Consider the following 25,966-nt stretch of genomic DNA (forward strand, 5'->3'; position numbering starts at 1 on the left):
GCCTACCACACATCCTTCACGTGCTCGCGGATTCCCCACGGCCCCACGTCCACCACATCCACCCGGGGAGAACACCCCTCGGTCTGCCTGTGCAGGCTCAGCCACACCCCGGCCGCTCTGCGCATCCGCCGCAGCTTCGTCGGCGTAATCGCCCCCACGCCCGCCCCGTCGGCCTCCGTGGCACGGAACTTCACCTCCACAAACACCACCTGCTGGACCTGCGGATCCCGCGCCACAATGTCAATCTCAGCTCGGAAGCCCTCTACCTGAACTACGCAGTTGCGCTGGACAATCTCATAGCCCTGCCGCTCCAAAAACTCCGCGGCCATGGCCTCCCCGGCGTTTCCTTGGTGCCTGGTCATCGACCACTCCCCCTGTGTCTCGCATGAATATCATCGGGCGCCAGGCTAGTCACGGGGATATACACACAAAGGCCGAGCCACCCACGCGCCTCGGCATACGCCCAGGACTCTGTGGATAACTCGGCCCCTGTGGAAAACAGAGCTGTTAGTTCTCCGGCAGCTGCAACTCCGGCTTATCCAGCTCCTCAATATTGACATCCTTGTAGGTGATCACGCGGACGTAGCGCACGAAACGCGCCGGGCGGTACATGTCCCACACCCACGCGTCGGACATGCGGACCTCGTAGTAGACCTCTCCCCCAGAGTTACGTGGAATGAGCTCCACCGCGTTGGCCAGATAGAAACGGCGCTCGGTTTCCACCACATAGGAAAACTGGCTCACCACGTCGCGGTATTCGCGATACATGGACAGTTCTACGTTTGCCTCGTAGTCGTCAAGTTCCTCAGCGCTCATAGTGTTGGCCGCCGCCCTTTCCCATCTGGCGTAGTGACTATGTTGATGACCACAGCGCGTGCGCATGGGCCACATTTTTGTAAGTGTAGCGGTGCTCCGGGGTTCCGCCATGCAGACTCACCGCAGCCATATGCGTCTTTGTCCCGTACCCCTTGTGCCCCGCCAAACCGTACTCCGGGTACTCGGCGTCCAGCTCGATCATGTGGCGATCCCTCGCTACCTTCGCCAATATCGACGCCGCCGAGATGCTCGCGGCCATCTGGTCCCCCTTCAGCACCGGAAGATGCGGCTGGGCCAGCCCCGGGATCTTCACGGCGTCCGTTAAGACATACCCCGGGGTTGTGTCCAGCAGCGCGACAGCGCGCCGCATGCCAGAGACGTTCGCGTGCTGAACACCCCACCGGTCAATATCGGCGGCAGAGATCATCACGATGGAATAGCTCACGGCCTCCTCGACGATGCTGTCGAAGAGGGCCTCTCGGCGCCGGGGAGTCAGTTTCTTGGAATCTTGTAAGCCAGCCAGACAGGACGGGAAACTGTCGGCGTCGACATGAAAAGGGAGAATACACGCCGCAATGGTCATCGGTCCGCAGCACGCACCACGGCCAGCCTCGTCCACACCCGCGACGGGCCCCAAACCCGCCGCATAGAGCTGACGTTCCAGGTCCATCGGGTTAGCCCTGGACAGGCAGGGATTTAACCCTCGAGATGCGATCGAACGGCAGGATGATGGCCTCCACGCGGCCCACAACATGGTCCATGCTGATGGTGCCCTGCAGCTCGTCACCCATGTGGCCACGGGAATCCAGCGAGTTCGTGCGGTTATCGCCCATCATCCACAGGTGATCCGGCGGGATCGTCACCGGGCCAAAATAATTGCCCTGGCAGGCCTCGGAGCCCAACGTGGTATCGATCGGATTCGCCGCCGGGCGCATGATGTAGGAATCATCCACCTTCTTGCCATCGACCATGATCCCCGGGTCCCCCTCCAGGCACTGCACGGTCTGCCCCTCGGTGGCGATCACGCGCTTAACCAGCGTGTTTTCATCCGGAGCGACGATTCCGATATAGGACGCAGCGTTCTGCAAGGCACGCACCGGAGCCACATCAGAGCGCTGGGTGGTGTAATTCCAGTTCCAGGAATCCTCGCCCACGAACACCACAACCTCGCCAGGCTTCGGCTTATTGTTGCCCACGTAGGCCAGCTTGTTCACAAAGATCCGGTCCGGGGTGCAGCCCGCGCAGCCGTGCAAGGTCGGCTCCATGGACTCCGAAGGAATCAGATACATCCGTCCCACGAACGTATTGAATGCGCCCAACACCAGCAGCGTCACCACGATAATGATGGGCATCTCCACCCACCAGGGGTACGTCTTTTTCTTCTTGTCCGGGGTGCTGGGCTTCGCATCTTGAGAATCGGTCACGGTAGAACAGCTTAGCAGTCCCTGGGCACAACACAGGGCTTAGATACGCAAAAACCGCCGCACCCAACGACAAGCTGGGTGCGGCGGGAAGGCGGCAGCTCTTAGCGCTTTTCCTTGATCTTGGCTGCCTTACCGCGCAGGTTACGCAGGTAGTACAGTTTCGCGCGGCGAACCTTACCGCGGGTCAGGACGTCGATGTGGTCGATGTTGGGAGAGTGAACCGGGAAGGTACGCTCCACACCGATGCCGAAGGACACCTTGCGGACGGTGAAGGTCTCGCGGATACCGGAGTTCTGGCGGCGGATCACAACGCCACGGAACACCTGGATACGGGACTTGGTGCCCTCGATCACCTTCACGTGAACGTCGAGGGTGTCACCTGGGCGGAAGTCTGGGATGTCGTCGCGCAGCTGAGCTGCATCGACCTTATCAAGAATGTGCATTCTGAAGTAACCTTAAGTCTCGTCTGGATAGAGGATCCTGCGCGGCTTTTCACGATCAGCGTGCGCCTACGGGTTCGTACCCACAACATATGAACCCCGATATTATGCCATATGCCGAACTAGCGGCCAAATCCTGCGCGTTTCAGCGCGTCGGCCATGGAACCCGACGCCGCGCGCTGGTTGTTCTGCTTCTGCTGCTTTTTCTGGGACCGCTTCTTGGGACGCTCTCCCGCGGGAGCATTACCGCCAGGCTCGTCGTTGAGGCGCAAGCTCAGTCCGATGCGGTTGCGCTGCACATCCACATCCATCACCTTGACCTTCACCACCTGGCCTGAGGAGACAATCTCGTGCGGGTCAGAGACGAAACGATCACTCATGGCGGAGACGTGCACCAGGCCATCCTGGTGCACTCCGATGTCCACGAAGGCGCCGAAGGCAGCCACGTTGGTCACGGTGCCCTCCAGGATCATGCCCGGTGTGACATCGGAAACCTTCTCCACACCCTCCTTCAAGGTAGCGGTGGCAAAGCGTGGGCGCGGGTCGCGGCCCGGCTTGTCCAGCTCCGCCAGCACGTCCGTCACGGTGGGTACACCGAAGCGTTCGTCGGCGAAGTCCGCGGGACGCAAGGATGTCAGCACCGCGCTGTTGCCGATGAGGGCATCCACGTCCAGCCCCGTGGACTCCACGATCCTGTGCACCAGCGGGTATGCCTCGGGGTGCACAGCTGAGGAGTCCAGGCGGTCCGTGCCACCCTGGATCCTCAAAAAGCCGGCGGCCTGCTCGAAGGCCTTCGGGCCGAGCCGTGGCACCTTGAGCAACTCTTTGCGGGAGGCAAAGGCGCCGTGTTCATCCCGGTAGGCCACGATGTTGTCCGCTACCGTGGAGGACACTCCGGCCACGCGCCGCAGCAGCGGCGCGGACGCCGAGTTCACATCCACTCCCACGGAGTTCACAGCGTCCTCCACCACGGCCTCCAGGCCCTGGGCCAGCAGCGTTTGGTTCACATCGTGCTGGTACTGACCCACGCCAATGGACTTCGGGTCAATCTTCACAAGCTCCGCCAGCGGGTCCTGCAGGCGGCGTGCAATGGACACCGCACCACGCAGGGACACGTCCATGTCCGGGAACTCCTCGGCCGCCAGCTCGGAGGCCGAGTAGACCGACGCACCGGACTCGGAGACGATCACCGTCTGTGGGCGCACGGCCGCGTCCGCCTGCGTGATGAGCTCGCAGATCTCCCGGGACAGCTTCTCGGTTTCCCGAGAGGCTGTCCCGTTGCCCACGGCCAGCAGCTCCACGGAGTACTTCGCTGCCAGCTGCGCCAGGATCATGCGCGCCTCCTCCCAGCGCGCCTGGCCGTTGTGCGGATACACGATGACCGTGTCCAGCACCTTGCCGGTGCGATCCACCACCGCGCACTTCACGCCGTTGCGGTAGCCCGGGTCCAATCCCAGGACCGCGCGCTGGCCTGCGGGGGCCGCCAGAAGAAGATCCTTCAGGTTGCGGGAGAACACCTCCACCGCCGCCTGGTCCGCACGCTCCTTCAAACGCACGCGGGTGTCCACGGCGGAGCTCACCGCCAGCTTGGTGCGCCAGCCAAAGCGCACGCACTCGGCGCGGAACTTATCTGCGGCGTCCCCGGTGGCCTCCAGACCAGCCAGGTGAGCGATGCGCCCTTGGAAATACTCGTGCGCCTCGTCCAGCTGATCGGGGTGCCCCGGCTCGAAGTTCACCTGCAGCACGCCTTCGGATTCTCCGCGCAACAACGCCAGGATGCGGTGTGAGGGAAGCTTGGAAAACGGCTCGTGAAAGTCGAAGTAGTCGCGATACTTCGCGCCGGCCTCTTCCTTCCCCGCCACCACCGACGCCTGGGCGTATCCTCGCTCAAAGAACTCTTCACGGATGGAGCCCACCAGGTCGGCGTTTGTGGACAATTCCTCAATGACAATGGAGCGCGCTCCGGTGAGGACCGCCTTGGCGTCGTCAAATCCCTCGGTGATGTACTCGGCGGCGAGTTCGGCAGGATCACGATCAGTCCCCTCCCGCAGCAGGTCGGCCAGGGGTTGCAGGCCAGCCTCGCGCGCGATGGTGGCCTTGGTGCGGCGGGTGGTTTTGTACGGCAGGTACAGGTCCTCCAGGCGTGCCTTGGTATCCACGTCCAGAATCTGTGCACGCAGCTCGTCGGTGAGCTTGCCCTGGTCCTCGATGGCCTTGAGGACGGTGGCGCGCCGATCCTCCAGTTCGCGCAGGTACGTCAGCCGCTGTTCCAGGGAACGCAGCTGAGTATCATCCATCCCGCCGGTCAGTTCCTTGCGGTAGCGGGCGATAAACGGAACGGTGCTGCCCTCGTCCAACAGTTCAATGACGGCCTGGACATGCTGGGGCTGGCACTGCAACTCCTGCGCGATCTTCTGAGCAATCGAGTTCGAATTCATTCCAGCCATTCTAGCGGTCGCTACTGCTGCGTCCCGAAGTCCGCATTCCACTCGGGCGCGTCCTGCTGGTACTCGCTCAAGTCCGATGTCCCGTGGAAGTCCTTCTGCATGTGCAGGTACTCCAGGTGACGGTCGAAGAGGTCCAGGACGTTGCTGATGAGCTGCTTCTTGGTGTAGCCGTTGACGTCGTAGCCCAGGGAACCATTCATGCCGAAGACCTCCAGGCGAATATATGATTTCTCGCCAGGATGGAAGCCGGGGGCGTCGTGCTTCAGGGGGAACAGCTGGTAGCGGAACGCCGGGTCCTCGCCGAAAGGCACGGACAGGTCCAGCTGTTGGACGCACGTCTCGGTGTCCTGGCGGATCAGAAGTGTGGGCCGGTAGTCACGATCCTCCAGGGCGCGCGCCACGTCCTCCAGCGCGGGGGCGGCGATGGTGCGGATGTACTCGTTGGACTCGTCCGCATCGGGGAAGCTGACGGAGCGATCCAGGCGCTCCTCCCATTGGTCCTCCACGCCCCCGGTGCGGCCGGAGATCGCGGAGTGCAGCGCCACGGCGCGGGATTCCAGCTGGGCCTTCTCGCGCCGAATCGACCGCACGAGCCCCAGCATGATCAGGAAGATCACGATCATGAACGGCATGCCCACAATCAACGTGGCCATCTGGAGGGTGTTGATGCCGTCCACCTGCAGCATGGCGATGGTCAGCACACCTACGGACACGGACCACAGGATGCGCATCCACGGGGCACCGTCGTGCTGAGGATCGTGGGAGGTCGAGGAGAACTTAGCCATCACCAACGCGCCGGAGTCCGCCGAGGTGACGAAGAACAGCATGCCCGTCACCAGCGCCAGGACGATCACCCACGTGCCCAGCGGCAGATCCTGCAGCATCATGTAGAAGCCGCGCTCGGGGCTGTTGACCGTGGCCTCAAGGAAGTCACGATCGCCGCTCTGGACGCGGTCGAGGGCCGCATTGCCCAAAAACGACGCCCACAGCGCGAGAAAGAGAAAGGGCACAATCAGGGTGCCGATGATGAATTGGCGGAAGGTTCGCCCGCGCGAGATGCGGGCGAGGAACAATCCCACGAACGGTGCCCATGCCACCCACCAGGCCCAGAAGAACAGGGTCCAGTTGGACATCCACTGCTGCGTGGCCTCGGGGGTTTGGCTGTAGGAGAAGGTTTCGAAGGACCACAGGGGCAGCTTGTAGAGGTAGTCGCCCATGTTCTTGACCAACGAGTCCAGCAGGAATCCCGTGCGGCCGGTCACCAGGATGATCACCAGCAGCGCCGAGGCCAGATAGACGTTGATCTCGCTCAGCCTTTTGATGCCCTTGTCCACGCCGGAGACGGCAGACAGGGTCGCCACGCCAATCGCCAGGACAATGAGCGCGATCTGAACGCCCACGTTTTCCGGCAGGTCGAAGATCAGGTTTAAGCCGAAGTTCAGCTGCACCACGCCGATACCCAGGGAGGCAGCCACGCCGAAGATGGTTCCCAGCATGGCCACCACGTCCACAGCCTCCCCCACCGGCCCGTGGATGCGCTTGCCGATGATGGGATACAGCGCCGAGCGGATGGCCAAAGGCATGTTCAGGCGGTAGGCGTAGTAACCAAAAGCCAATCCCATCAGCGCATACAGCGCCCACCCGGAGATGCCGTAGTGAAACAGCGTCCAGACCACGGCGTTCTGTAGCGCCTCCTGGGACTGGCCCTCCCCCACGGGAGGGTTCACGTATTGCGCGATCGGCTCGGCCACGGAGTAAAACAGGATGCCGATGCCGATACCCGCGGCGAACAGCATCGCCGACCAGGAAAACAGAGAGTATTGCGGCCGTGAGTGATCGGGCCCGAGCCGAATATTGCCCGCGCTGGACACGGCAATCCACACCATGAACCCCAGCACAATGGCCACGGTTCCCACGTACAGCCAGCCCAGGTTCCCGGTAAGCCAGCCGGTGGCTGCGGTAACCACGTGCTCAAACGAAGACGAGCTGACGTAGGCCCAGATGCTCACGGCGATGGTGAACACCGCGGTGAAGCCGACCACCACCCAGTTGGGCTTGTTCTCGTGCGCCTGCGCCTCGCCCGCGGCCTCCCCGGACACGGTGCCCACGATGGCGTGCGGGGTGGATTCCTCTTCGGTGATGTCTCTGTCACTCACGGCTCAACCTCACTTCTGTGCGAACCAGCCCGTCACCGCCGGGGCGATGTTGGTGTAAACGTGCTTGTGCTCTTGGTATTCCGCCAGTCCCGTCGGTCCCAACTCGCGACCGTTTCCGGACTGCTTCATGCCGCCCCATTCCGCCTGTGGCAGGTAGGGGTGGAAGTCGTTGATCCAGATGGTGCCGTGACGCAGGCGCCGGGCGACGCGCTCGGCCGTGGCCTGACTGGAGCTCCACACGGCGCCGGCCAGGCCGTATTCGGTGTCGTTCGCGATGGCAACTGCCTCGTCTTCCGTGCGGAAGGTCTCGATAGTGACCGTGGGGCCGAAGGCTTCCGCGTGGACACAGTCCATCTCCGCGGTGCAGTGGTCGATGACAGTCGGCAGGTAAAACTCGCCGCCTGTTAGGTCGGTGTGTCCGGTGGAGTGGCTGCCGTCGTTGTCTTCCTCTGTTGCCCGACGCCCACCGCATGCGATCGTTGCGCCTTGGCTGCGAGCTTCATCGACGTAGGCTGCCACCTTGTCCAGGTGCTCAGCCGAGATCAAGGCGCCGGTCTCCGCTGCCTCGTCCAGCGGGCCGCCGATCTTGATGGTCTTGGCCCGATCCACGAGCGCCTCCACGAACTTATCGTGAATGGATTCCTCCACCACGATGCGCGAACCCGCCGAGCACACCTGACCAGAGTGGACGAAAGCGCCGTTCAAGGCGTTATCCACGGCGGCGTCGAAGTCCGCGTCGGCGAAGATCACGTTCGGGTTCTTGCCGCCAAGCTCCAGCGCCACGCGCTTGACGGTCTCGGCCGCATTGCGCGCAATGATCTTGCCGGTGGCCAGCCCGCCGGTGAAGGACACCATGTCCACATCCGGGTGCGTGGACAGGGGGTTTCCGCAGCGCGCGCCCGCGCCCGTGATGAGGTTGGCCACGCCGGCGGGAACGCCTACCTCCTCCAGCACCGCCATGAGCAACATCGCCGTGTGAGGAGTCAGCTCCGCCTGCTTCAACACGAAGGTGTTTCCGGCGGCCAGCGCCGGTGCGACCTTCCACGCCACCTGGAGGAGCGGGTAGTTCCACGGGGTAATGAGGCCGCACACACCAACAGGCTCGGCGTCGATTCGGGAACGGACGTTCGGGTCCCCCGGGTCCACCACGCGGCCAGCCTGGTGTTGCGCGAGGGTGCCGAAGTAGTCAAAGGCGTTGGCGATATCGTCCATGTCGATATATGCCTCGGCCAGGCGCTTGCCGGTATCGGCCGCCTCTGCATGCGCGAAGACATCCTTGCGCTCGCGGATGATCTGGGCGACCTTGATGAGCATCATGCCGCGCTCCGAGGCGGGCACGCTGGACCATTCACCGGAATCGAAGGCGCGACGGGCGGCGGCAATGGCTCGCTCGGTGTCCTGCTCCGAGGCCTCGGAGACCACCCCGACCTCTGAGCGGTCGGCCGGGCAGGTGATGGTCCGGGTCTCGCCATCGGCGGCGGGCACCCATTGGCCATCAATGTAGAGGGACGCAGGGTTACCGGGGTTCGCGTGCACGTCCTGCAGCATGTCGCACGTAGTGGGGTCAAAGATAGGAGTGGTAGAAGTCATTCAATAATCCTTAGGGTGTGGTTGCTTAGTCCGGGGTGTCCTCGGCCCATTCGCGCACGGGCGCTGCGCCGTCCGAGAGATCGGAGGTGCCGGGAAGGTCGCGTTGGATGTGGAGGAACTCCAGGTGGCGCTCGTAGAGGTCGAGAATGTTGTCGATGAGCTGTTCGCGAGAGTACCCAAAGATGTCGTATCCCAGGGATCCCGTGCGGTCGAACACCTCCAGGCGGTAGTACTTGTGATCCTTGCCAGTGCTTCGTGTGAAGCTCGGCACGGGATGCTCGATGGGATAGATCTGGTAGCGGAAGTCCTGTTCCTCTCCCAGCGGCAGGTACAGATCCAGCTGCCCCACGGGCAAGCTCTGAACGCTGGAGGCGATCATCTGCGCCTCGATTCCCTTGTCCTTCATCTCCTCGGCCACGGCGGCCATCGCCGGTTGGGCGATCGTATCCAGGTAGTGCTGGGCGCGGTCGGCTGATGGCCAGGTGTTGGCTCGGGAGAGGCGGCGTCGCCAATTTTGGTTGTGGTTGGTTCCGGAGCCGCCGGTACGGCCAGACATCGCCGCGTGAAGCGACACACTCCGGGCCTCCTTCTGCAGGGACTCCAAACGCAAGGAACGCACCAATCCCAGCATCACCAGATACATCACCACAGCAAACGGCAGGCCCATGACGATCGTGGCCGATTGGACGGTGGCCACGCCGTCGATCTGCAGCATGACGATGGTGAGCACTCCCACGAGGGCGGCCCAGAACACGCGAAGCCACTTCGGTCCGTCTTGGGAGGCGTTCGAGGTCTTCGAGGTGAAGTTGGCGGTGACCAGCGCGCCGGAGTCTGCGGAGGTGATGTAGAGCAGCAGGCCGATCGCGGTGGCGAGCACAATGACCACGGCACCGCCGGGGAATCCGGAGAGCAGGTCGTAGAAGCCCTGCTGAGGAGCGTCGATGGTGCGTTGGGCGAAGTCCTGATCGCCTCCGATGACGCGTTCCAGGGCAGTGTTTCCGAAGAAGCTCAGCCAGCCCAGGATGAACAGGAACGGGATGGTGAGTGTTCCGACCACGAATTGGCGCAGCGTGCGGCCGCGGGAGATGCGGGCGAGGAACAGGCCCACGAAGGGTGCCCAGGCGACCCACCAGGCCCAGAAGAACAGGGTCCAGGCGCCCATCCATTCGGTCACCGCCGCCTTGTCCTCGGCAAAGGCGAAGGTGTCCATGGTCATGCCTGGGAAGCGGGAGACATAGTCGCCGATGTTCATGACCAGTGCGTCGAAGAGAAAGGACGTCTTTCCGGCAATGACCACGTACAGGGCCAGTCCCATCGCCAGGTAGACGTTGATTTCGGACAGCAGCTTGATTCCCTTGTCCACACCGGAGACCGCCGACAGGATGGCGATGCCCACTCCCGCGATGACCAGGATGATCTGCCAGGTGGGTCCTTCGGACACTCCGAAGATGAGGTGCAGACCGTAGTTCAGCTGCACCACACCAATGCCCAAGGAGGCGGCGATGCCGAACACGGTGCCCATGACGGCTGCCACGTCTACGGCGTCGCCCACAGGCCCATGGATTCGCTTGCCGATCAGGGGGTAGAGCGCGGAGCGAATCGCCAGCGGCATGTGCAGGCGATAGGCGTAGTAGCCAAAGGCCATGCCCATGAGCGCGTACATGGCCCAGCCGGTCACGCCGTAGTGGAACAGCGCCCAGACCACGGCCTGCTCAGCGGCCTCGCGAGTTTCGCCGGCACCTTCCGGCGGCATCATGTATTGGGTCACCGGTTCGGCGACGGAGAAGAACATGAGGTCCACGCCGATGCCCGCAGCAAACAGCATGGCGGACCAGGAAAACAGCCGGAATTGCGGGCGGGAGTGGTCCGGCCCCAGGCGGATGTGTCCCGCGCTGGAAAACGCAAGAGACAGCACGAACACCACGGCCACGGTGGCGGTCAGGATGTAGAACCAGCCCAAGTGGGTGGAAATCCAGCCGGTGATGTCTCCCAGGGTGCGTTCGGCACTATCGCGGCCGAAGAAGGCCCAGAGAGCAATCGCGAGAATGCCCGCGGCGGAGGCGAGGAAGACTCGCCAGTTCACGCGAATCGCATCTGAATCAGGTTCCTGAGTGGTGTCAACCTGATCCACGGGTGCGTCCCCCACAATAACGCGGGTGTCTGAAGCGTCCGCTCCAGGTGGATGATGGTCTGTCACAACAAAATCCTCACAGTGATAATGAATAGAAACGTCAAAAGATAGACAGTAGCTTTATCGACCATACACAGTTTTCCAAGCCTCCGCATTATGTATGGTGATATAAGTCACAGAGGGAGATCAAGGCAGCTTCTGAAACGATACAGCGCGCGGTGACGTGCCCTTCTGCATGCCCGAAAACTTTCTGGCATACTTGTCTGGGTCAGAACGGCCACGCAGATTAGATTTATCACGTTCAGATTTTAACTATTTCTGAATGTCATTTACCCATACAATCCCTGCGTCACCTCAGCGGAAGGAATAATACTTTATGGGACTATTCAAAAAATTGATTTCTCAGTCCACGAACGATACAGCCGGCGAGGTTGTGCATGATACCCACCGCGATGTTGTGATCGTCGGAGGCGGCTCAGCCGGTTCCGTTCTGGCTCACCGCATGACCGAAGATGCCGACCAACGCGTCATGGTTCTGGAAGCCGGCCGCATGGACTCCCTGTGGGATCTGCTCATCCACATGCCCTCCGGCTTCTCCTTCCCCATCGGCAACAAGCACTACGACTGGAAGTACGAAACCGAACCAGAACCAGAGATGAACGGCCGCCGCGTTCCTCACGCCCGCGGTAAAGTCCTCGGCGGATCTGGATCCATCAACGGCATGATCTTCCAGCGCGGAAACCCTATGGACTACGAAAAGTGGGGCGCCCTGCCCGGCATGGAGAACTGGGATTACGCCCACTGCCTGCCCTACTTCAACAAGATGGAAACCGCCAAGGGTGCCGACGCCAAGGACCCCCGCCGCGGCCACAACGGCCCGCTGTACCTGTCCCGCGGCCCCGCCACCAGCCCACTGTTCCAGTCCCTGTTTAAGTCCATTCAGGAGGCTGGCTACCACCTGACCAACGATGTCAACGGCTACCGCCAGGAGGGCTTCGCTCCCTTCGACCGCAACATCAAGCACGGTCGCCGCGCCTCCTCCGCCCGTTCCTACATCCACCCCATCAAGGACCGGAAGAACCTGGACCTGCGCACGCGCGCCTTCACCACCAAGATCCTCTTCGACGGCACCCGTGCCACCGGCGTGGAATACGAATGGAAGGGCGCACTGCACCGCGTCACCGCTGACAAGGTGATCCTGTGCGGCGGCGCGATCAACACCCCTCAGCTCCTGCAGCTGTCCGGCGTGGGTCCACGCAAGCTGCTGGAGGAACACGGCGTGGAGGTTGTGAAGGATCTTCCCGGTGTGGGCGAAAACCTTCAAGACCACCTGGAGGTCTACATCCAGTACGAGGTGGATACCGAGTACTCCTCCCAGCCCTATCTGCACAAGTGGCGCTGGCCGTTCATGGGCCTGAAGTGGCTGCTGACCAAAAAGGGCCCCGTGGCTACGTCCCACTTCGAAGCCGGTGGCTTTGTCCGGTCCAACGAGGACGAGGACTACCCGAACCTCATGTTCCACTTCCTGCCGATGGCGGTGCGCTACGACGGGACCCCCGCCAAGGTGAAGCACGGCTTCCAGTGGCACGTGGGCCCCATGTTCTCGGACACGAAGGGCTGGGTGCGTATCCAGTCCGCAGATCCGCACGTGAAGCCAAAGATGCTGTTCAACTACCTACGCACCGAGCAAGACCGGCGCGAATGGGTGGAGGCAGTGCACAAGGCCCGCGAGCTCATGTCTACCGACGCCATGGCGGAGCACGGAACCCGCGAGTTCTCCCCGGGACCCTCCGTCCAGACCGACGAGGAGATCCTGGAATGGGTCCGCAACGACGGCGAGACGGCACTGCACCCCTCCTGCACCGCCAAGATGGGCCCGGCCAGCGATGACATGGCCGTAGTGGATCCCGAGACCATGCAGGTCCATGGAACCGAGGGCCTCTACGTGGTGGACGCCTCCGTCATGCCGATCATCACCAACGGCAACATCTACGCGCCGGTGATGATGCTGGCGGAGAAGGCCGCCGACCTCATCCGCGGCCGCAAGCCGCTGGATCCCATCAACCTGCCGTTCTACCAGGCCAAGAAAGATATGCCGCTCTACGCAGAGGGCGAACAGATCCGCGACCACGTCCACGCCATCCCGGGCGCGGACCACTAAACCTGGTCGAGGCCGTCCAGATACTCCCTGTCGCGCGCGCTGAGCTCCACCCGGTCCAGAAGATCGGGGCGGCGCTCGCGCGTGCGCTTCAGGGATTGTTCACGGCGCCACTGCTCAATCTTCGCGTGGTTGCCGCTGAACAGCACCTCTGGAACCTCCAGCCCTCGCCAGCTCCGCGGGCGTGTGTAGCTGGGCCCCTCCAGCAGGCCGTCCTGGAACGAATCCTCTTCGTGGCTGGCCTGGTTGCCGAGCACCCCGGGGATCAGCCGCACCATCGCCTCGGCCATCACCAGCACGGCCACTTCCCCACCGATCAGCACATAGTCACCGATGCTGACCTCTTCCACGCGGTAGCGCTGGGCGGCATCCTCCACCACACGCTGATCGATCCCCTCGTAGCGCCCGCACGCGAACACCACGTGCTGCTCCTGCGACCACCGCTCGGCCATGTCTTGGCTGAAGGGAACGCCGGCCGGCGTCGGGACAATTAAAAGGGGGCGATGATCACCCGCAACATCGTCAATATCCTTTACCCCCGACGCCGACAGTGCCGCATTCGACAGATTCCTCTTATGTTCCATGCTCGTGGTGAGATCGGCTGCGTCGGCCGCCGGACCAGTGCCAGCCGCCACATCGTCCAGCGCGGGGCCCCACACCTGCGGCTTCATCACCATGCCGGGCCCGCCCCCGCAAGGCCTTGAGTCCACGGACTGATGGACATCCGTGGTCCATTGGCGCAGGTTGTGCACGCCTACCTGGATGAGCCCCTGCTCGATCGCCTTGCCCAGCAGGGCGTGGCGCAGGGGTTCGAGGTACTCGGGGAAAATGGTGAGAACGTCGATGCGCATCTATCGAAGCTCCAGCAGGCCCTCGGGAGGGGTGATGACGCAGGCCTCGTTGTCCAAGTCCACGATGGGGACGATGGCATGGCGAAATGGGATCAGAACGATGTCTCCGGCGGTGGGTAGGTCCGCATCCTCGTCGATGGTGACCTCCAGGAGCTGGCCCGCGGGAGTGTGCTGCACGCCGGTGATCTCCCCGATGTCCGTGGGCTCCGGCTGCGCGCCCTCGTACGCCCGGGCGTAGGCGGTCTCTTCGTCCACGGCGCCGCAGGTGAGGACACGCAGGCCCTCCAGTTGGTGATCGTAGAAGGCCTCCTCGTCCTCATCGACGATAGGCTGTGCGAAGAAACGCAAGCCCCGCAGGGACTCTGCGGCGGTGCGGTCGGGGATCTCCTCGAAAAAGACCAGCAGGCGGCCCTGGTGAGGGCGCACAGATGTGATTGTCAGCTGCACTTCTTTCCCCGATTGCTTGCCGGTGAGGACGGTGCCTGGGGCGAACCGTTCCTCCGGCATATCGGTGGTGGCGTCCACGACCACTTCGCCGCGGACGCCATGAGGCTTAATCACCCGACCAATCTGCAATTCCATGCAGATTACTTTAGATGATGCCCTGCGCCAGCATTGCGTCAGCTACCTTCTTGAAGCCGGCGATGTTGGCGCCGATGATATAGTCGCCTTCCTGACCATACTCCGCAGCGGTGTTAGAGCAGTTCTGGAAGATGTTACGCATGATGCCCTGGAGGCGCTTGTCGGTGTACTCGAAGCTCCAGGAATCGCGGGAGGCGTTCTGCTGCATCTCCAGCGCGGAGGTGGACACACCGCCGGCGTTGGCGGCCTTGCCTGGGGCAAACCTGATGTTGCGCTTACGGAAGACCTCGATGGCCTCTGCGGTGGAAGGCATGTTCGCGCCCTCGGCCACGTACTTGCAGCCGTTGTCTGCCAGAGTGCGGGCGGACTCGCCGTCCAGCTCATTCTGGGTGGCGCATGGGAGGGCAACGTCGCACTCCACCTCCCAGATGTTTCCGTTCTCGTGGAAGGTTGCGCCGTCAACCTGACGTGCATAGTCGGAGACACGCTCGCGCTTGACTTCCTTCACTTCCTTCAGCAGGGCAACGTCTACACCATCTGGGGTGTGAACGTATCCGGAGGAATCAGAGAATGCCACCACAGTAGCGCCCAGTTCCTGAGCCTTCTGGATGGCGTAGACGGCCACGTTTCCGGAGCCGGAGACCACCACGCGGGCGCCGTCCAGGCGCTCCTTGTGCTCCTTCATCATCTCCTGGGTGAAGTACACGGTGCCGTAGCCGGTGGCCTCGGTACGCACCAAGGATCCGCCCCAGGTCAGACCCTTCCCGGTGAGTACACCGGACTCGTGCTGGTTGGCCATGCGGCGGTACTGTCCGAAAAGGAAGCCGATCTCGCGGCCGCCCACTCCGATGTCGCCGGCAGGGACATCGCGGTACTCACCGATGTGGCGGTGCAGCTCGGTCATGAAGGACTGGCAGAATGCCATGATCTCGCGGTCGGACTTGCCCTTCGGGTCGAAGTCAGATCCACCCTTACCGCCGCCGATGGGCAGGCCGGTGAGGGAGTTCTTAAAGATCTGCTCGAAACCGAGGAACTTGATGATGCCGAGGTTCACGGACGGGTGGAAACGCAGACCGCCCTTGTAGGGGCCCAGGGCGGAGTTGAACTGGACGCGGAAACCGCGGTTGACCTGAACGTTTCCTGCGTCATCAACCCACGGCACCCGGAAGATGATCTGACGCTCTGGTTCTGTCATGCGGTCCAACAGACCCTGCTCTGCATAGAACGGGTCCTTAGCCAGGACATAACGCAGACTGTCCAATACCTCGTGTACAGCTTGGTGGAATTCAGGTTCCCCAGGGTTTCGCTGCAGAACTTTCTGGTAATACTTCTGGACAGTTGCTTCTACGCTCATGCGCATCTCCTTTAAGAGGGTAAACAAGACTCTTCATATCTTTCCAGATTGCCTATAGGCAGCGCTACCCCTTAGAGACAAAAAAGTATAAGAACATACAAGAAAAACCGACCCGAAGGTCGGTTTGCTCTCTCAAGAATGAGGAAGGATTACTCCTCGGTTGCAGCCTCTTCAGCGTCTGCGTCTGCAGCCTCGGACTCAGCTTCCTTCGCGGCAGCCTCTTCCGCAGCAGCGGCCTCAGCAGCAGCCTTAGCCTCTGCCTCTTCCTTAGCCTTGCGCTTCTTCTGGGTGATGGCCTCAGCGGTTGGGCCCTCAGCAGCCTCAGCCAGAGCCTCGTTGAAGATGTCCAGCTTGGAACGCTTCTCCTCGGCAACCTTCAGGGTTCCCTCTGCACCTGGCAGACCCTTGTACTTCTGCCAGTCGCCGGTCACCTTCAGCAGAGCCAGAACAGGCTCGGTTGGCTGTGCGCCAACGCCCAGCCAGTACTGTGCACGCTCAGAGTCGATGCGGATCAGGGAAGGTTCCTGGGTTGGGTGGTAGATACCGATGTTCTCGATAACCTTACCGGAACGCTTGGTGCGTGCGTCAGCAACAACAACGCGGTATTCAGGGTTGCGGATCTTACCCAAGCGCTGCAGCTTGATCTTTACTGCCATGATTGGCTCCTTAAGTCTTGGTCACTGGGCAGTTCTGTCACCCGCCACCTGTGTGTGGCGGGCCGGTTCAGCCCTTGATGTTTATGCTGCGCGTGACCACCGGTCGACCGTGGTCGATGACGGTGTTACACAGACAACTCGAAACATTCTAGTAGCAGATGCCCGTTTTTCCAAGCCGGTGGCACCGGCGCGTCCTACTTCTTCGGGAAGTTCAGCTTGGACAGGTCGATGTTGTCGAACCCTGGGGGCAGCTCCTCCTGCATCTTCTTCAGGTCCTTCATCGACGGCATTCCCCCGCCCATGCCCGGCATTCCCGGCATTCCACCCATGCCTGGCATCTGTGGGTTGGAAGGGCGACGGTTGTTGCGGGCATTCTTGCCCTTCTTCCCCTTCTTGCCCTTGCGGTGATTCTTTTGCTTCTTCGTGGCGGACATGCCACCACCCATGCCGAACTGGTTCATGGCCTTGCCCATCATCTTCTTCGCCTCGAAGAAGCGATCCACCAGCTGGTTGACCTCGGACACAGACACACCGGAACCATTGGCGATGCGTTTACGGCGAGACGCGTTCAAGATCTTCGGGTCCTGACGCTCCGCAGGGGTCATGCCTCGAATGATCGCCTGGATGCGGTCCAGCTGTTTCTCGTCGACCATGTCCGCCATCTTGGACATCTGCGAGCCACCCGGGAGCATCTTCAAGATGTTGCCCAACGGCCCCATCTTGCGGATCATCATCATCTGATCCAGGAAGTCCTCCAGCGTGAGCTCGCCGGACATCATCCGGGCTGCGGAATCCTCGGCCTTCTTCTGATCCAGAACCTGCTCGGCCTGCTCGATCAGTGTCAGCACATCACCCATGCCCAAAATGCGATTGGCCATGCGGTCCGGGTGGAACACATCGAAGTCTTCCAGTTTCTCACCCGTGGAGGCGAACATAATAGGTTTGCCGGTGACCTCACGGATCGACAGAGCAGCACCACCGCGGGCGTCGCCATCCAATTTCGTCAGGACCACACCGGTGAAGTCCACGCCATCACGGAATGCCTCGGCGGTGGTGACGGCATCCTGACCGATCATAGAGTCGATCACGAACAGCACTTCGTCGGGCTCCACGGCATCGCGGATGTTGCGGGCCTGCGTCATCAGCTCCTGGTCGATACCCAGGCGGCCCGCGGTATCGATAATGACGATGTCATGCTTGGTTCGGTAGGCCTCTTCAATACCCTGCTGAGCCACCTCGACCGGATCACCATGGGACGTGCCCATTTCGTGGTCGTGGGACTCCAGGCTAGTGCCTGGGTCCGGGGCGAACACAGCCACACCGGCGCGTTCACCCACGATCTGCAGCTGCTGGACCGCACCCGGACGCTGAAGGTCACACGCCACCAGCATCGGCGTGTGCCCCTGCTTCGACAGGTGCTTCGCCAACTTTCCGGCCAGTGTGGTCTTACCGGCACCCTGCAGACCGGCGAGCATAATCACTGTGGGCGGGTGCTTCGCCAAGTGCAGGCGCCGGGTCTCCCCACCCAGGATCTGCTGGAGCTCCTCGTTCACAATCTTGATGACCTGCTGCGCTGGGTTCAGCGCCTCGGACACCGCCGCGCCATTGGCGCGCTCCTTCACTCGCTGGATAAACGCACGCACCACGGGAAGGGATACATCGGCCTCCAGCAGCGCCAGGCGAATCTCCCGGGCTGTGGTGTTGATGTCTTCCTCGGTCAACTTACCCTTGCCGCGAAGCCCCTTGAGGGCACCTGACAGGCGATCTGAAAGCGACTCAAACACGGTTGAACGCGTCTCCCTACAACGATGGTGAACAATAAGTAATCTCCCCCACTGTAACAGCGAGGGAGATAGTAAACCTAAAGCTTCACTGAAGAGTCCTGGAACTCGTAGTTGTAGGCCTCTTCACCGTGGTGAGAGGTGTCGATTCCCACGCTCTCTTCGTCGCTGCTAATGCGCCAGCCCAGGGTCTTCTTCAGGATCAACGCGATCACTGTGGTGACCACGGCGCAGTAGACGGCGGCGATGACCGTGATGAGGATCTGCACCACGAGCAGCTTCGCGCCCTCTACGCCGCCTCCGGTGAATAGTCCGGTATCGGTCGCGAAGAGGCCACAGGCGATGGTTCCCCATACTCCAGCAACCAGGTGCAGTCCCACCACGTCCAGGGAGTCGTCGAACTTGAAGACGTACTTCATGCCCACGCCCACCGCGGCGAGCATGCCTCCGATGAAGCCGATGATGATGGACGTCAGCGGAGTCATGTCTCCTGCTGCCGGGGTGATCGTCACCAAACCTGCCACCACACCCGACGCCGCGCCCAGCGATGTCACGTGCTTATCCCGGATGCGCTCGACCGCCAGCCAGCCCAACATTGCCGCACAGGTCGACGCCGTGGTGTTCACCCATGCCAGTCCCGCCATGCCGTCTGCGGCGAACGCGGAGCCGGCGTTGAAGCCGAACCAACCAAACCACAGCAGCGCAGCACCCAGCATTACCAGCGGCAGGTTGTGGGGGCGTTCCTTGGTTTCCATGAAGCCCATCGAGCGGCCAATGATGATGGCCAGCACCAGGCCAGCAACACCTGCGTTGATGTGCACCACGGTGCCACCGGCGAAGTCGATGGGCTGAATGTTCGCGACAATCTCGCCGCCCTCCTCGTGGGTTCCGAACAGCAGGGCTGCCACAGAGCGCTCGCCGTCACCGAGCCAGCCGCCGCCCCACACCATGTGTGCCATGGGGAAATAGGACGCGGTGATCCAGATGGCGACGAACACCATCCAGGTGCGGAACTTCACGCGATTGGCCAGGGATCCGGCGATAATCGCCACGGTAATCATGGCGAACGTCACCTGGAATGCAATATCAATGACGTTCGCGTAGCCATTGGCTCCCAGAACGTACTTACCGTCGGAATCAACGATGGCGTTGGTGAGGCCGAAAAACTCCAGTGGGTTGGAAAAGATTCCGGCGATGGACTGGGTTCCGTAGGACATGGACCATCCCCACAGCATGTAGAGCACTCCCACCACGCCCATGGATCCGAAGACCATCATCATCATGTTCAGCGCAGACTTTTGGCGCGACATGCCGCCATAAAAAAGGGCCAGTGCCGGAGTCATCAGCAGCACCAGGGCCGCGGAGACCAACATCCACGCGCTATTGCCACTGGCCAGTGAAATTTGTTCGGGAGTCATACTCTCGTCCTTTACGTCAAAACATCACTCATGGTGTACGAAGTGAAGTAAACACCGTCAATGTTTCCGTTCATGGTGCGTAAATGTTTCACGCAGATAAAAGAAAACCTGCTGTTGTTAACAGCAGGTTTCATGAGTCGAAAGTTGTGAGCGTGTGAGGACGTAACCAGCGAGGATGCTATCCCAGCAGCGCGTCCACGAAGCTTTCCACCTCGAATGGCGCCAGGTGATCGGCACCCTCACCCAGGCCCACGAGCTTCACGGGAACGCCCAGCTCCTCCTGAACCTGGAACACAATTCCGCCCTTGGCCGTACCATCCAGCTTGGTCAGCACCACGCCGGAGATGTCCACCACATCCCGGAAGATCCGGGCCTGCGCCAAACCGTTTTGGCCCACCGTGGCATCTAGGACCAGCAGAACCTCGTCCACTGTGGCCTTCTTCTCCACCACGCGCTTGACCTTTCCCAGCTGGTCCATCAGACCGACTGAGGTGTGCAAACGTCCGGCGGTATCCACCAGGACAACATCTACGCCTTGGTCGATACCGGTCGCGACGGCGTCGAAGGCAACGGAGGCAGGATCGGCGCCTTCCTTGCCTCGGACGGTATCGGCACCGACGCGGCGGCCCCAGGTCTCCAGCTGGTCAGCCGCGGCTGCGCGGAACGTATCCGCCGCACCCAGCAGCACCTTGTTGCCCATGCCCACCAGCACGCGGGAGAGCTTACCCGTGGTGGTGGTCTTACCCGTTCCGTTCACACCCACCACCATGATCACGGCTGGCTTGCCCTCGTACGGCATCGCCTTAATCGAACGATCCAGCTCCGGCTTGCCAGCGGAAATAAGCACCTCGCGCAACATCGCGCGCGCCTCTTCCTCGCTGGACACGCCCTGCACGGCGATGCGCTCGCGGAGGTCCTCCACCACCTTCATGGTGGTTGCAGCGCCAAGGTCCGCCATGATCAAGGTGTCCTCGATCTCCTCCCAGGCGTCCTCATCCAAGTCACCCGCGGACAGGATGCCCAGCACGCCGCGGCCGATGACGTTCTGGGACTTCGCGAGGTTTCCGCGCAGCTTGCCCAGGCGGCCCTGGACAGGGGCGATCTCCTCGCGGGTTTCGGACTCCGTCTTCTCGGGGACGTCCACCAGGGTAGAATCCTCGGAAACCTCGATGGTCTCATCGGAGATGTCTGGTTCGGATTCTGGCTCGGGTTCCGGTTCGGGGGTTGGCTCTGGTTCTGGCTCGGGCTCTACTACTGGCTCGGGCTCTACTACTGGCTCGGGTTCTGGAGCAGGCTCTGGCTCCGGCGCCTCGACGGGCCGCTCCGGAACATCCAACACCTCATCATCCAGGTGCTGAACGGGCTCCAGCTGAGGCTCAGCAACCTTCTCCTTCTCCCCCACTGGATCCGTCACCGTCACACCACCGATAGTGGACGTTGCCTCCTCAGTGCCACCCGAGGTGAAGTTAAACCCACCCTGAGCCTTGTAGTCACCGCTAGACGGCTTCTTCTGCTCGAGCTCATCCTTCTTTTGGAAAGAGACCTGCTTCGCCTTGCTGCGCTTCAAGCCCAGCACAATCAGCAGCCCCACAATCACGAGGAGCGCGACAACACCAACAATGATCCACGACGTAACGTTCATACCTACCAGTTGTACTTCAATACTGGCGCTCATGTGCAATGAACACAGGGCTTGACGGCGCTAGGATGAATGACATGCTGGATACACTGCGATCTTTATCGCTTGTCAGCACGCCCATCACGATTGTGAGCTGGGTGTGCATCATCCTCGGGCTGATCGGCACCGCCCTCATCGTCCCGTCAGGCAAACGCCTCAAAACCATCGCAATCGCGTGGGGCATCAGCATCGGCATCGCCCTGGCCGTGGTCCTGGCGATCGAGCTGGTTCTGAAGATGACCTTCGACGAACTCAAACCCATCGTCATCCTCGCCATCACGCTGTGCGGTTGCTGCCTGCTCACGTTCGCTGCCAGCATCTTCATGCATTGGCGCTCACTTCTGGGGGTAGCGCCCCTGGCTCTCTCGCTCATCGGCACCCTGCTTCTCGCGAACCAGGCCTACGTGCTCTACCCCACCGTCCACGCACTGGAAACTAAGGCGGACCTGGACACCGCCACAGTGGACGACCTTCCTGCCGCTCTACGAAGCATCCCGCTCCCGTCATGGAAGCCACCCCGCTCCGGATTACGAGACCATGGTGTATTGGTGCGCCATCAGCCGCCCGCGCCGGCGTCGGGATTTAATTCTCGCGACGCCGTGGTCTACCTGCCACCGGCGTGGTTTAGTGAGCCCCGGCCACAGCTGCCCGTGCTGGTGCTGATGCCCGGTTCCCCCGGCGATCCCGAACAATGGTTCGCCAACGGCCACGCCGATGAGCTGGCCGACCGCTACCAACGGCAGCACGGCGGGCTAGCACCCATCATCGCATCCATTGATACTACGGGTAGTACCTTCGGCAATCCGCTGTGCACAGACTCGCCCGAGGCGAAGATCACCACGTTCGTCGCCGAAGATGTGCCCATCTGGTTGAAGAAGCAGTTCAACGCGGCCCCCGATCAGCACACGTGGACCCTGGGCGGCATGTCCTACGGCGGCACCTGTGCGCTGCAAACCATCCTCAACCGGCCCGAGGCCTACGGAACGTTCCTGGACTTCTCCGGGGAGATCTCCCCCAACGACGGCCTCAGCCACCAGTCCACCGTCAGCCGATACTTCGACGGCAGCCAAGAGCTCTTCGACGAACGCAACCCAGAGTCCATCCTCACGCGCTCCCCGCACCCTGACCTCGTGGGCCACTTCGTGGCAGGGAAGGACGACGATCAGCCCATGGAGGACCTCAAGAAACTCAACGAGCTTGCGCAACGCGCCGGAGCGAACACCACGTTCACCATCGTGGACGGCGGGCACGACTTCGAGGCGTGGCGCCAGGCCCTCGAGCACAGTTTTAGCCTTGTGATCTCCCGTGGCGGTCTGCCAACGTAAAGGCCAACACGTCCCGGATTGGGGTACCCGTGAGCAGCATGATGATCCGATCCACGCCCAGCCCCAGCCCCCCGGTGGGCGGCATGCCGATTTCCAGGGCGTGGAGGAACTCCTCATCCACCTCCATGGCTTCGGGGTCGCCACCGGCGGCTTTGAGGGACTGGTCCTCCAGGCGGCGGCGTTGCTCTAGTGGGTCAGTGAGCTCCGAATAACCAGTGCCCAATTCCATGCCCCAGGCCACCAGGTCCCACCGTTCGGTAAGCCCCGGAGTGGTACGGTGCTGCCGGGTGAGGGGTGACACCGAGGTGGGGAAATCGCAGTAGAACGTGGGTAGCGTGGTCCGGGCCTCCACGAACGTCTCGTAGAGCTCCTCGATCAGCTGTCCCTCATCCCAGGACACGCGATAGTCGATGCTCAGCTGGTCGCATAACTGCTGTAGCTCCTCCACCGGGGTGGTGTGATCCACCACCACCTTCGTGCCCAATTCCTCGCTGACCGCCTCGCTGATCGCGCCACACACGCTTTTCACCGGCCACGGCTCCGCGATGGACACGTGCGTCCCGTCGGGAGCATGAACCAGCTCCTGGCCGTGCAGCTGACGGGCCGCGGCCTTAATCAGTTGCTCTGCGAGGACTCGCATCGAGGTGTAATCACCGTGCGCCTCGTAGACCTCGAGGGACGTGAACTCCGGATTGTGGGAGGCGTCCACGCCTTCGTTTCTAAACACGCGCCCCAACTCAAAGATCTTCTCCGCGCCCTGCACCATCAGCCGTTTCAGATACAGCTCTGGGGCGATGCGCAGGTACAGGTCCACGTCATAGGCGTTGAGATGCGTGGTGAAGGGCCGCGCGTTGGCGCCTCCATGCACCCGTTGCAGAATCGGTGTTTCTACTTCCATGAACCCGCCGTCGCGCAGCACCTCACGAAACGCGGTGGTCACGGCGTTGCGGGCAGTCAGCCTCGCCACCACGGTGCCCACGGCATCCTGCTGGAAGGCTGGCGGATGGAGGGACTTTGCCTCCACCGTGAGTGATTCCGCCAGCACCGACGGCGTGCCATTCCGACTCGCCCCGATGGTCCCGTCCACCGCAATGATGTCCCCCAGATCAATGGCCTTGAACTCCTGCCGAGCGCTGCCTTCGCTTAAGATTTGTGCGCTGCCGTGGGCGTCGCGAATGTCGAGGAACAGCACGCCGCCGAAATCACGCTGCCTCAGGACACGTCCGGAGACCCTCACCTGGCGCCCAGCCTCGGCCGTGGCGACGTCTGCACACGTGATGCTCGGCGGCACCGCCACCGGCCACGGTTGAATCCCCCGCTCCATGAGGTGCTGTGCCTTGTCGTGGCGAATCCGGGATTGCTCGCTGACTCTGCGTTGCGTGGTGCGTTGGGCGTCGCGTACATAGTGCAGCGCCCACTGTGCCTCGGGCTGGGACCGCACCGCGTTGTGCACCGTATCCCGCCCCGTCCAATCGGGGATGAATCCCTCTGCCCGTGCCGACGCCATGCCTACCTTTCCCAGGGATAGCGAATCAGGGAAGCACAGGTACCGCGGCAGCCACAGCGGTTGATATTTCTGGTTCGACTTATACAAGGACTCCATCTGCCAGCGCTTGGAGAGCATGCTGAGGGTCTTGCGCGTCCAGCGCGTCACGGCGCCCACCGCTACCCTGTCTTCGCTGGCGAAGATCTCACGGAACACCGCGAAGTTCAGTGACACTCGGCTGACCTTGAGGTCCTCGCGGGTGCACACTCCCGCAATCATGGTCTCCACGGTTCCGTTGGGTGCCTGCGGGCCGCGGCGCATGAGGTCCAGGGATAGGCCCGACGGTCCCCACGGGACGAAGGACAGCATAGCCACCGGCTCGGAATCCACCAGCGCTTCCACCAGTAGGCAGCGGCCGTCCTGCTCGTCACCCAGGCGGGACAGGGCCATGGAAAAGCCGCGCTCGTCTGAGGTATCGCGCCAGGCGTCCGCCCGCTGGGAAATGGCCGCGAACTCGTCGGCTGGGATCTCGCCGTGGCGCCGGAAGCGCAGCTGCACCCCGAAGCGCTCCGCATGGGAGATGGCCTGGCGCACCGGCTTCATCACCGGGGTCTTGAGGCGGAAGGAATCCGTGTACACCACGGCCTCATCGCCCAGGTGCAGGGAGCGCAGCCCGTGGCGTTCGTAGACGGCCGCTCCCCGCTCGCTGGCGCCCATGACCGCGGGAGTCCAGCCATAGGTCATGGAGTGCTCCAGCCATGCCTGGACCGCGGCATCCCAATGAGCGGAGTCACCGATGGGGTCGGCACTAGCCAGGCTCACCCCGTTTTCCACGCGGTAGGTCACGGCCGCCGCGCCATTGGGCGCGAAGATCACGGACTTATCGCGTCGCGTGGCGAAGTACCCCAGAGAATCCTCGGCACCGAACGCCCCGAGGAGCGCCCGCACGGCCTGCTCGTCCTGCTCGGACATCGTGTTCTCGCCTTGCTGGGAGCGCACCAGAGTAACCATCGCGGCAATCAGAACTATTGCGGAGAGCAGCGATATCACCAGGGACACCCACAGCGGTGGGTGTCCCTGGAACAGGTCGCCATCAACGATGGAAAAGGCCATCGCATGATTGGCCACCCACCCATAGCGGTGGTGCCCGTTGAGTGTGCCCGGCCAGTAGTGGACCAGCAGCGAGCCGATCAGGAACACGGCCACAACTCCCCCCAGCCACACGCTTAAGGCTCGGCCCACTGCACCCTCGCGCGTCCTCACCGCGAAGTCATGACGGCGAAGAAGCATCAGGACAAGGAAGAAGGCTTGAACAGCCACGCCCAAATAGAACAGTGGACCGTAGTAGTGGTGATCAATGCGCGTGTTCTCATCAGCGAGCATCACTGCAATGTTCGCGCCGTTGAGCAGCGCCAACCCGCCGATCGCTATGCACCACGCCAGCCTTTTACCCCGGGAGAGCCCCAACCCCAGGAGGAAAAGAATCACCGACCAGGCGATGGAGTCCACCGGCATGGGCAAAAACGCCAGATCCAGGATGTACGCCAGGTAGCCCAAGCGGCTTTCCACCGCACGCGAAATCGTCATCCCCAAAGACAGCAGCGCGTACAGCCAGATGGAGGTGCCGATGTAGCGTGGGAAGAATCCAGAGCGAGTTTTCATCACACGATAGT

At 62.1% G+C, this 25,966-nt stretch carries 19 protein-coding genes; 2 read left to right on the forward strand and 17 right to left on the reverse strand.

Annotated elements, in window-relative coordinates; translation table 11 throughout:
• Positions 1–2: 2 nt before the first annotated feature.
• The 9 genes from GC425_RS01520 to betT (GC425_RS01560) all read right to left on the reverse strand — a co-directional run bounded on the left by GC425_RS01520 (position 3) and on the right by betT (GC425_RS01560) (position 11,004).
• Positions 3–362 (reverse strand): YraN family protein, encoded by a 360-nt coding sequence (locus tag GC425_RS01520; protein WP_151844066.1) that lies wholly within the window; start codon positions 360–362, stop codon positions 3–5.
• Positions 363–507: 145 nt separating this feature from the next.
• The gene (locus GC425_RS01525; protein WP_099297575.1) at positions 508–816 is read right to left on the reverse strand and encodes a DUF2469 domain-containing protein; all 309 of its coding nucleotides are present in this window, start codon (positions 814–816) and stop codon (positions 508–510) included.
• Between the two features lie 37 nt (positions 817–853).
• On the reverse strand, positions 854–1,480 hold the full coding sequence (locus GC425_RS01530) for a ribonuclease HII (protein WP_151844286.1): 627 nt from the start codon (positions 1,478–1,480) through the stop codon (positions 854–856).
• A 10-nt stretch (positions 1,481–1,490) separates the two neighbouring features.
• Positions 1,491–2,240, reverse strand: a complete 750-nt coding sequence (lepB, locus tag GC425_RS01535; protein WP_257821671.1) for a signal peptidase I — start codon at positions 2,238–2,240, stop codon at positions 1,491–1,493.
• Positions 2,241–2,341: 101 nt separating this feature from the next.
• Complete coding sequence (gene rplS / locus GC425_RS01540) at positions 2,342–2,683, reverse strand: 50S ribosomal protein L19 (RefSeq protein ID WP_151841695.1); 342 nt, start codon at positions 2,681–2,683, stop codon at positions 2,342–2,344.
• Between the two features lie 119 nt (positions 2,684–2,802).
• The gene (locus tag GC425_RS01545) at positions 2,803–5,127 is read right to left on the reverse strand and encodes a Tex family protein (RefSeq protein ID WP_374707622.1); all 2,325 of its coding nucleotides are present in this window, start codon (positions 5,125–5,127) and stop codon (positions 2,803–2,805) included.
• Between the two features lie 11 nt (positions 5,128–5,138).
• Positions 5,139–7,283, reverse strand: coding sequence for a choline BCCT transporter BetT (gene betT / locus GC425_RS01550; RefSeq protein WP_257821676.1), 2,145 nt, complete (start codon positions 7,281–7,283; stop codon positions 5,139–5,141).
• A gap of 9 nt (positions 7,284–7,292) precedes the next feature.
• On the reverse strand, positions 7,293–8,831 hold the full coding sequence (locus GC425_RS01555; RefSeq protein ID WP_374707633.1) for an aldehyde dehydrogenase family protein: 1,539 nt from the start codon (positions 8,829–8,831) through the stop codon (positions 7,293–7,295).
• Between the two features lie 67 nt (positions 8,832–8,898).
• A complete protein-coding gene (gene betT / locus GC425_RS01560; protein WP_231699731.1) occupies positions 8,899–11,004 on the reverse strand; it encodes a choline BCCT transporter BetT in 2,106 nt (701 codons plus the stop codon).
• A gap of 376 nt (positions 11,005–11,380) precedes the next feature.
• Between betT (GC425_RS01560) and betA the strand changes: the two genes are divergently transcribed.
• Positions 11,381–13,165 carry a choline dehydrogenase gene (betA, locus tag GC425_RS01565; RefSeq protein WP_151844061.1) on the forward strand — a complete coding sequence of 595 codons (1,785 nt, stop codon included), beginning with the start codon at positions 11,381–11,383 and terminating at the stop codon, positions 13,163–13,165.
• On the opposite strand, the gene trmD is transcribed toward betA, so the two are convergent.
• The 7 genes from trmD to ftsY form a co-directional block, all read right to left on the reverse strand.
• A complete protein-coding gene (trmD, locus tag GC425_RS01570) occupies positions 13,162–14,013 on the reverse strand; it encodes a tRNA (guanosine(37)-N1)-methyltransferase TrmD (protein ID WP_151844060.1) in 852 nt (283 codons plus the stop codon). The two genes, betA and trmD, sit on opposite strands and share 4 nt — an antisense overlap.
• Positions 14,014–14,595: a ribosome maturation factor RimM gene (gene rimM, locus GC425_RS01575; RefSeq protein ID WP_151844059.1), complete on the reverse strand. Its 582-nt coding sequence runs from the start codon at positions 14,593–14,595 to the stop codon at positions 14,014–14,016.
• Positions 14,596–14,605: 10 nt separating this feature from the next.
• A complete protein-coding gene (gene gdhA, locus GC425_RS01580; RefSeq protein ID WP_151841701.1) occupies positions 14,606–15,949 on the reverse strand; it encodes an NADP-specific glutamate dehydrogenase in 1,344 nt (447 codons plus the stop codon).
• 149 nt (positions 15,950–16,098) lie between these two features.
• A complete protein-coding gene (gene rpsP / locus GC425_RS01585) occupies positions 16,099–16,605 on the reverse strand; it encodes a 30S ribosomal protein S16 (protein WP_151841702.1) in 507 nt (168 codons plus the stop codon).
• Positions 16,606–16,799: 194 nt separating this feature from the next.
• Positions 16,800–18,389, reverse strand: coding sequence for a signal recognition particle protein (gene ffh, locus GC425_RS01590; RefSeq protein WP_151844058.1), 1,590 nt, complete (start codon positions 18,387–18,389; stop codon positions 16,800–16,802).
• A 77-nt stretch (positions 18,390–18,466) separates the two neighbouring features.
• Positions 18,467–19,804, reverse strand: coding sequence for an ammonium transporter (locus GC425_RS01595; protein ID WP_151844057.1), 1,338 nt, complete (start codon positions 19,802–19,804; stop codon positions 18,467–18,469).
• 178 nt (positions 19,805–19,982) lie between these two features.
• Positions 19,983–21,446, reverse strand: a complete 1,464-nt coding sequence (gene ftsY / locus GC425_RS01600) for a signal recognition particle-docking protein FtsY (protein ID WP_151844056.1) — start codon at positions 21,444–21,446, stop codon at positions 19,983–19,985.
• Between the two features lie 74 nt (positions 21,447–21,520).
• Here ftsY and GC425_RS01605 point away from each other — a divergent pair, with 74 nt between their 5' ends.
• Entirely contained in the window at positions 21,521–22,807 is a 1,287-nt protein-coding gene (locus tag GC425_RS01605; protein ID WP_192930370.1) for an alpha/beta hydrolase-fold protein, read from the forward strand.
• On the opposite strand, the gene lysX is transcribed toward GC425_RS01605, so the two are convergent.
• A complete protein-coding gene (gene lysX / locus GC425_RS01610; RefSeq protein ID WP_151844054.1) occupies positions 22,770–25,955 on the reverse strand; it encodes a bifunctional lysylphosphatidylglycerol synthetase/lysine--tRNA ligase LysX in 3,186 nt (1,061 codons plus the stop codon). The genes GC425_RS01605 and lysX overlap by 38 nt on opposite strands.
• Positions 25,956–25,966: the final 11 nt, after the last annotated feature.

Origin of the sequence: Corynebacterium sp. zg254 (assembly GCF_024701495.1) — a bacterium.
Lineage (GTDB): Bacteria > Actinomycetota > Actinomycetes > Mycobacteriales > Mycobacteriaceae > Corynebacterium > Corynebacterium zhongnanshanii.

What these genes read in the sequence shown, in the direction of transcription:
- GC425_RS01520 (WP_151844066.1), bottom strand. Translation starts at nt 362, where the DNA reads ATGACCAGGCACCAAGGAAACGCCGGGGAGGCCATGGCCGCGGAGTTT.
- GC425_RS01525 (WP_099297575.1), bottom strand. Translation starts at nt 816, where the DNA reads ATGAGCGCTGAGGAACTTGACGACTACGAGGCAAACGTAGAACTGTCC.
- rplS (WP_151841695.1), bottom strand. Translation starts at nt 2,683, where the DNA reads ATGCACATTCTTGATAAGGTCGATGCAGCTCAGCTGCGCGACGACATC.
- GC425_RS01545 (WP_374707622.1), bottom strand. Translation starts at nt 5,127, where the DNA reads ATGGCTGGAATGAATTCGAACTCGATTGCTCAGAAGATCGCGCAGGAG.
- GC425_RS01555 (WP_374707633.1), bottom strand. Translation starts at nt 8,831, where the DNA reads ATGCTGCAGGACGTGCACGCGAACCCCGGTAACCCTGCGTCCCTCTAC.
- betA (WP_151844061.1), top strand. Translation starts at nt 11,381, where the DNA reads ATGGGACTATTCAAAAAATTGATTTCTCAGTCCACGAACGATACAGCC.
- trmD (WP_151844060.1), bottom strand. Translation starts at nt 14,013, where the DNA reads ATGCGCATCGACGTTCTCACCATTTTCCCCGAGTACCTCGAACCCCTG.
- rimM (WP_151844059.1), bottom strand. Translation starts at nt 14,595, where the DNA reads ATGGAATTGCAGATTGGTCGGGTGATTAAGCCTCATGGCGTCCGCGGC.
- gdhA (WP_151841701.1), bottom strand. Translation starts at nt 15,949, where the DNA reads ATGAGCGTAGAAGCAACTGTCCAGAAGTATTACCAGAAAGTTCTGCAG.
- rpsP (WP_151841702.1), bottom strand. Translation starts at nt 16,605, where the DNA reads ATGGCAGTAAAGATCAAGCTGCAGCGCTTGGGTAAGATCCGCAACCCT.
- GC425_RS01595 (WP_151844057.1), bottom strand. Translation starts at nt 19,804, where the DNA reads ATGACTCCCGAACAAATTTCACTGGCCAGTGGCAATAGCGCGTGGATG.
- ftsY (WP_151844056.1), bottom strand. Translation starts at nt 21,446, where the DNA reads ATGAACGTTACGTCGTGGATCATTGTTGGTGTTGTCGCGCTCCTCGTG.
- GC425_RS01605 (WP_192930370.1), top strand. Translation starts at nt 21,521, where the DNA reads ATGCTGGATACACTGCGATCTTTATCGCTTGTCAGCACGCCCATCACG.
- lysX (WP_151844054.1), bottom strand. Translation starts at nt 25,955, where the DNA reads ATGAAAACTCGCTCTGGATTCTTCCCACGCTACATCGGCACCTCCATC.